General features: G+C 57.5%; 6 protein-coding genes. 3 read left to right on the top strand and 3 right to left on the bottom strand.

What is annotated here, in order from left to right:
- Both VEV40_RS14185 and VEV40_RS14180 read left to right on the top strand, forming a co-directional pair.
- Window positions 1-834: MFS transporter (locus VEV40_RS14185; RefSeq protein ID WP_324833223.1), on the top strand; the 834-nt coding region annotated here is incomplete at its 5' end.
- Window positions 835-892: 58 nt separating this feature from the next.
- Complete coding sequence (locus tag VEV40_RS14180) at window positions 893-2,377, top strand: class I SAM-dependent methyltransferase (RefSeq protein ID WP_324833221.1); 1,485 nt, start codon at window positions 893-895, stop codon at window positions 2,375-2,377.
- 3 nt (window positions 2,378-2,380) lie between these two features.
- Here VEV40_RS14180 and VEV40_RS14175 read toward each other — a convergent pair whose 3' ends face one another.
- From VEV40_RS14175 to VEV40_RS14165, 3 genes are all read right to left on the bottom strand, one after another.
- Window positions 2,381-2,836, bottom strand: coding sequence for a hypothetical protein (locus VEV40_RS14175; RefSeq protein WP_324833220.1), 456 nt, complete (start codon window positions 2,834-2,836; stop codon window positions 2,381-2,383).
- A gap of 65 nt (window positions 2,837-2,901) precedes the next feature.
- A complete protein-coding gene (locus VEV40_RS14170; RefSeq protein ID WP_324833219.1) occupies window positions 2,902-3,531 on the bottom strand; it encodes a carbonic anhydrase in 630 nt (209 codons plus the stop codon).
- A gap of 56 nt (window positions 3,532-3,587) precedes the next feature.
- Complete coding sequence (locus VEV40_RS14165) at window positions 3,588-4,811, bottom strand: N(4)-(beta-N-acetylglucosaminyl)-L-asparaginase (protein ID WP_324833218.1); 1,224 nt, start codon at window positions 4,809-4,811, stop codon at window positions 3,588-3,590.
- A 61-nt stretch (window positions 4,812-4,872) separates the two neighbouring features.
- Between VEV40_RS14165 and VEV40_RS14160 the strand changes: the two genes are divergently transcribed.
- Entirely contained in the window at window positions 4,873-6,309 is a 1,437-nt protein-coding gene (locus VEV40_RS14160; RefSeq protein WP_324833217.1) for a serine hydrolase domain-containing protein, read from the top strand.
- Window positions 6,310-6,374: the final 65 nt, after the last annotated feature.

The raw sequence follows: 6,374 nt of genomic DNA, 5'->3' as shown, positions 1-6,374 counted from the left end.
GTCATCAGCTTCATCTGGTTCGTCATCCACTCCTGGCGCAAAAAAGATCCGCTGGTCAACCTGCGGACACTCAAGGACCGGAACTTCGCCATCGGCTGTTCATTGATGCTCCTGCTGGGGCTAAGTGTCTATTCCACCATTACCGTCCTGCCACTTTTCTATCAGGAGGTGCTGGGGTATACGGCGTTCACGGCCGGCTGGGTGGTAGGACCGCGCGGATTTGGCGCCATTGCCGCCATGCCCATTGTCGGCACGCTCGGAGGGAGGCTTGATGCGCGCTATCTGCTCACATTTGGTTTTGGCGTTTTCGGCATTACGTCGCTGATTTTTGGCGGAGTCACGCTCGACACCAGCCCGACTACATTGTTGTGGCCGATCATCATCACCGGCTTTGCCATGAGCTTCGTCTTCGTGCCCATTACCACGCAGGCCTATGCCACTCTCAGAAACGAGCAGATTGGCAACGCTAGCGGCATCTTCAACCTGGTGAGAAACATTGGCGGTTCGGTTGGCATTTCACTGGCGCAGACGCTGCTCACCCGCCGCGCTGATCTCCACCAGCATGACCTGGCCAGTTCCATTGCCCGGTCGAGCTACTGGCTGCAACAGCGCATGAGTGGCCTGACGAACTACCTTAGCCATCAGACCCATCAGGGCAATGCGGCTGGCGCCAGTATGGCGCAGCTTTACCGGCAGCTTGGCCACCAATCCATGCTGTGGGCGTTCGTGGATGTCTTCCGCTATATCGCCCTGACTTGCTTCGGCTGCATCATCCTTGTCTGGTTCTTCCGCAAAGTCCAGCCTGGAAAGAAGGCCCCGGCCGGCGCGCACTAAAACCATTCGGCTGGTCTCCACTAAAATGATTCGGAACCGAATCAGGAGAGAACCTCGCTTGTCCACGCCGCAGAACACCTATGACGCCGTCGAATACCCCGGCTATGCATATGCCCACACCCATCCTGACCAGCTTGCTCTCATGTCTCTCCTCTATGGATTGGAGCCAGCGCCTGTTGCGACCTGCCGTGTGCTGGAAGTCGCCTGCAACGAGGGAGGAAACATCATTCCCATGGCCTACGCCATTCCCAGAGCACAGTTTGTCGGCTTCGATCTCGCTCCTGAATGCATTCACCGCGGGCAGGAGCGAATTAACACTCTAGGGTTGAAAAACATTCGTCTCTTCCAGGCAGATTTACGGAAAGTTGGCACAGAGCTGGGCGAATTCGACTACATCATCGCCCACGGACTTTACGCATGGGTGCCGGAGCCGGTGCGCGACCGTCTGCTTGCTCTCAGCGGGGAACTGCTCGCCCCTAATGGCGTCGCCTTCGTCAGCTATAACGCGCTGCCCGGCAGCTATATGCGGAAGATGGTCCGCGAGATGATGACCTTCGCCGCTTCAGAAGTCGAAGATCCGGACAAAAAGCTCAAGGCGGGGATCGAATTTCTCTCCGCACTTGCGGCGACTCGCGCAGAAGGCGATGTCTACAAAGCGCTCCTCGAAGAGCACCATAAGCGGCTGAATATCAAATCGTCGCACAGCGTTTATCATGACGACTTCAGTCCGGCCTATCACCCCGTTTATTTTTCACAGTTCATCGAGCACGCTGCGAAACATGGATTGCAGTATCTAACTGAAGCCGAGTTGCCTGTGCCCACTGATCCCTGCTTCAAGGCTGGATTTCAAGGCACAATCAAGGCCATTTCAACCGATCTGCTGGAGCAGGAACAATTGCTCGATCTGGCGCGCATGCGCATGTATCGCGAGACCCTGCTTTGCCGCGCCCACCATCAGCTCGAGCGCAAATTTCCGCCGGATTCTTTCGACCGCCTGCTCTTTGCATCGCCCGCTGTCTCCGAGCCGGGAGAGGATGCTTCATCGCGCTTCTATAACCTCATCGGGGACAAAAGACTACATTGCACTCATGCGCCAACTATCGCCATCATGGAAAAGCTGATTAATGCATGGCCGCACACTCTGCGCTATGACGAGCTCATGCCTATCCTCAGGGAGCACGGCATTGCTGAAGCCGATAAGGCGGCCATGATGCTGTTACAGCTCGCTATCAGCCAAATGGTCGAATTGCATTCATGGGCGCCGCCGCTGGCTCCTGTGCTTTCAGACCGGCCGCTGGCCACGCCAATCAGCCGCCTTGATGCGCAGACGCGCGACTTCACCTCGACTTTATGGCATACACAGGTAAATTTCACCGATGCGATTGGCCGTGAATGTCTCAAGCTGCTGGATGGCACGCACGATCGCGCAGGGCTACTTGAGGCACTGAAAGCGAAATTTCCGGAAATACCGGCAGAAGATTTGAAGCAGGGAATTGAGCCAAACCTGAAATTCGCCTACCGTGCTGGTCTGCTGGAAGCCTGACTGTTACAGGTGATGATGCCAGAGGAGATGTATATACTCCTCAACTCCGATCAGCACCAGGGTCACGATGGACAGGACCATCTGCCATCGCTCCATGCGGATTTTGCGCGGACTCAGCGGCGTTTGCCGCCACTGCGAGGCCGGGCGGTTGCGCAGACGGCGCAGTTGCATCAGGACAACCAGGTTCAGCAGAGATCCGATGAGCGCGAGCAGTACCATCGGTATCCGTATCGCATCGGCGTGCAAATGACGCATGACTGAAACAAGGCCAGCGCTTACTGCGAGTGATCCAATACCGATAATGAGGCGTACTCCCTCGAGAGCGGCGAAAAACGTGCAGATGCTTTGCAGCAGCGCAAAAAGGAAGCTGGACCAGGCGATGGTTGCCCGCGCAGTTCCTTTCCCGTGAGTTTCTGAAATCTGTTCCCCGGACGCTGCGGGTTGTGCGGGGCTCGACACGAAAACACCTCTTCCCGGAGAAATAAGTACGCACTTCCTTTATACAAGAGCAAAGATGGTCCAGGTCAGCCGGAAGTCGAGTCTTCCAGCGGCGCGAATTTACGCGTCTGCTGGTCATAGGCCTCGATTGCGCCCGTCATGATGTCGTAATACCAGCCGTGCACCTGCAAAGTACTTTTGGCCAGTCCGGCAGCGACTTCGGGATGCGTTTTGAGGTTGTGTAGCTGGGCCACGATATTAGCGTGGATGAGTGCTGTATGCTGCGCCTGCTCGTCACCCATAGGGTCGCTGGGGTCGCGGTATTGCCATGCGGCTTCAACATAGCTGAGCCATTGGTGGGTAACGGGCAATCTGCTGACATCCTTCTTCTGAAGGACCGCTTTTACCGCGCCGCAATCGGAATGGCCGCAGATGATGACGTGGCGCACTTTGAGGACTTCAACAGCGTATTCCACAGTTGCCGAGTTGCCGCCTGCCATCTCGCCAAAAGGAGGAACCACATTTCCAACGTTGCGGGCAATGAAGAGGTCGCCCGGCTTCGCCTGCAAGATAAGGCTGGGGACAATCCGTGAATCGGCACAGGTGATGAACAGCACATCCGGAGCCTGGCGGTCTGCCAAAAGTTTGAAATGGTCTTTCCACTGCGGGAAAGCATCTTTGCGGAATTGCAGATAGCCTTTGAGAAGATTTTTCATGCCAATACAAATCTACCAAGAAGACAGGCGGTTGCTCAGAGTAACAAGAGTGGTCGCTAATTGGTCGTCTTCCCATCGAGCAGCCATGCGCATTTTTCAATCCGCTTCTCGCCGTCATGCACGACGAAAATTTTAGGTGAGCCACTTGCGGTGGTGTTCCAGAGTGAGACCCCAGCATAAGCGCCGTCTTTGCGGACGATGTAATAAATCATGTCGAGATAGCGAATCTTGTTCATGTCGCCGTTGTAGTTGCGGACAATCCGCCGCAGAGCTTCGAGGCCGGCTTCTTTTGGCGACATGCCCTGCCTCATGCAATCGACGATGGTGTGAGCACCGGCAACCTTGATGTTCTCCTCGCCTGATCCGGTCGCGCCAGCCGAGCCAACGTCCTGGTCGGTATAACATCCGGCGCCAATGATGGGCGAATCGCCGACTCTGCCGGGGATCTTCCATGCCTGTCCGGAAGTAGTCGTCGCGCCGGACATCTCGCCCTGAGTGTTGACGACGGAAATGTGGATGGTCCCGGTTGTCGGCCACAACACCTGTTCGACGGCGAAGGCGCGTTTGTGCGGCGCTATTCCGAGGTCGCCGGCCATACCCATAAGCTGCTGCGAGCGGGTACGGATGACATCAGCCCATTCGGGACCCGGATGGCGCGGAATGGCGCTGTGGTTCAGGGTTGGGGGCGGAGCAGGCTGCTTCCATTGAGGACTTGATAACGGAGGCCCCCAGAAGTTGTGGCTGTTGCGGTCCTCTTTCCACAGAAGCCACATTTTGCGCGCGTCGTCGGAGAGCATGTCCTCGCGCTTGAGGCCCTCCATCACGGCGAAATGCTCCGCGCCCCGGCCGACGAGCATAACATGGCCCGTCCGCTCCATCACTATGCGCGAGACCAGGCACGCGTGGCGAATATTCTGCAGAGCGCCTACTGATCCCGCCATACGCGTTGGTCCCTGCATGCAGCAGGCGTCAAGCTCGACTACGCCGTCTTCATTAGGAAGCCCGCCATAGCCCACGCTGTGGTCATTGGGGTCGTTTTCGCGTGCGACGCAGACGTGATTGCAGGCGTCGAGGGTGTCCGCTCCGTCGAGCAACATCTTGTAGGCCTCGTCGATGCTGGCATCGCCGGTGTCGCGGGTGACAATCACGGGCTTCTTCGGCGGCCGCATCTGTTTGACACTCTCGGCTACCTGCGCGGGCAATGCCTGGCCCACGGTCACAGCGCCGAATCCCGCGGCCGTCATCGCGCTGCGGGAAAGAAAATCACGCCTGGTCGTCATGCCTCGCAGCATATCATTCCATTTGCTTACCTTACCGGCGCGATTTACCCTGTGAAGCGCCATGCGCCGCTACGTTTTAGCCCTGATTTTCTCGTTACTGGCTGTTGCAGCAACAATCCCCGCGACTGCGCAGACAGCCGGCAGCTTCGCCCAGCCCGTCGATACAATCCCCGCTGACCTGCGCGGGAAGATTGACGCTGTAGCTAATAAAGTTCTCGCAGATACCGGCGTTCCGTCTGCATCCATTGCCATCGTGCAGAAAGGCCAGATTGTTTACACGAATGCCTACGGCAAGGCGCGGCTCGATCCGCCAACTCCGGCTGCGCCGCAGATGCGCTACTCCGTCGGCTCTATTTCAAAGCAGTTCACGGCGGCATCGATTCTGTTATTGCAGCAGCAGGGCAAGCTATCTATTGACGATCCAGTGTCGAAGTATGTCCCCGGCCTTACGCGCGGCGATGAAGTAACCATCAGGATGCTGCTCTCACATACCTCGGGCTATCAGGACTACTGGCCGGAAGATTACCTGATGCCGCCGATGCGCAAGCCCGCGACGGCGCAATACATCCTCGATACCTGGGCGAAGAAGCCGCTTGATTTCGACCCCGGCACGAAATGGCAATACTCGAATACGAACTACGTCATCGCAGGCGTGATCGTCGAGAAACTGGGCGGTGAGCCGCTGATGCGCTTCTTGCAGCAGAACGTCTTCACACAGCTCGATATGAAGTCGGTCTACAACACCGATGTAGCCAAGCTTGGCGACACTGACGCGGCTGGATACATACGCTATGCACTTGGCCCGCTGCGTCCCGCGCCGAAAGAAGGCGCAGGCTGGATGTTTGCCGCGGGCGAGCTGGCCATGCCCGCACACGATCTCGCGCTCTGGGACATCAGCATTATGAACCGCTCGTTGCTTGCGCCTGAGTCCTACAAGCAGATGTTCACCTCGGTCAAGCTCAAGGACGGGACGGACAGCCACTATGGGCTGGGCCTGTTTACCGGGCCGCGGTCGGGTCATGCTGCGCTGGAGCATTCGGGCGAGGTTTCGGGTTTCGTTTCGGAAAATATCGTCTTTCCTGACGATAAGGCCGCTATTGTTGTCCTCACCAATCAGGACGCGTCGCCAGCCGCCTCAGCGATTGGCCGCCAGTTGACGCCTATCGTTCTCGGCCTCGATACAGAGGCTGCATCGCAGGCTGAGACGCAGGGCTTGGCCATTTTCAAAGGATTGCAGCAGGGGCAGATCGACCGCACGCTTTTCACTGACAACTGCAACGCCTATTTCGACTCGCAGGCGCTTGGGGACTTTTCATCCAGCCTGAAGCCGCTGGGTGAGCCGGCAACATTTCATCAAATGGCTGACGACTTGCGCGGCGGCATGACCTTCCGCGTCTTTGCCGTCACGTTCAAAGAGAGCCCGCAGCGCCTGCGCGTGACCACCTACACCATGCCGGATGGCAAGCTGGAGCAGTACCTGGTGATTCCGGCGCAGTAGTGTTGGTGCATCGCTTTTGCGCGAAGCGCATCTATATGTGTCGATACGCTCTCGGGGCTGGAGCG

Origin of the sequence: Alloacidobacterium sp. (assembly GCF_035631355.1) — a bacterium.
GTDB lineage: Bacteria > Acidobacteriota > Terriglobia > Terriglobales > Acidobacteriaceae > Alloacidobacterium.
The sequence above is the reverse complement of the archived record's forward strand: the minus strand, read 5'-3'. Positions and strand labels throughout refer to the sequence as shown.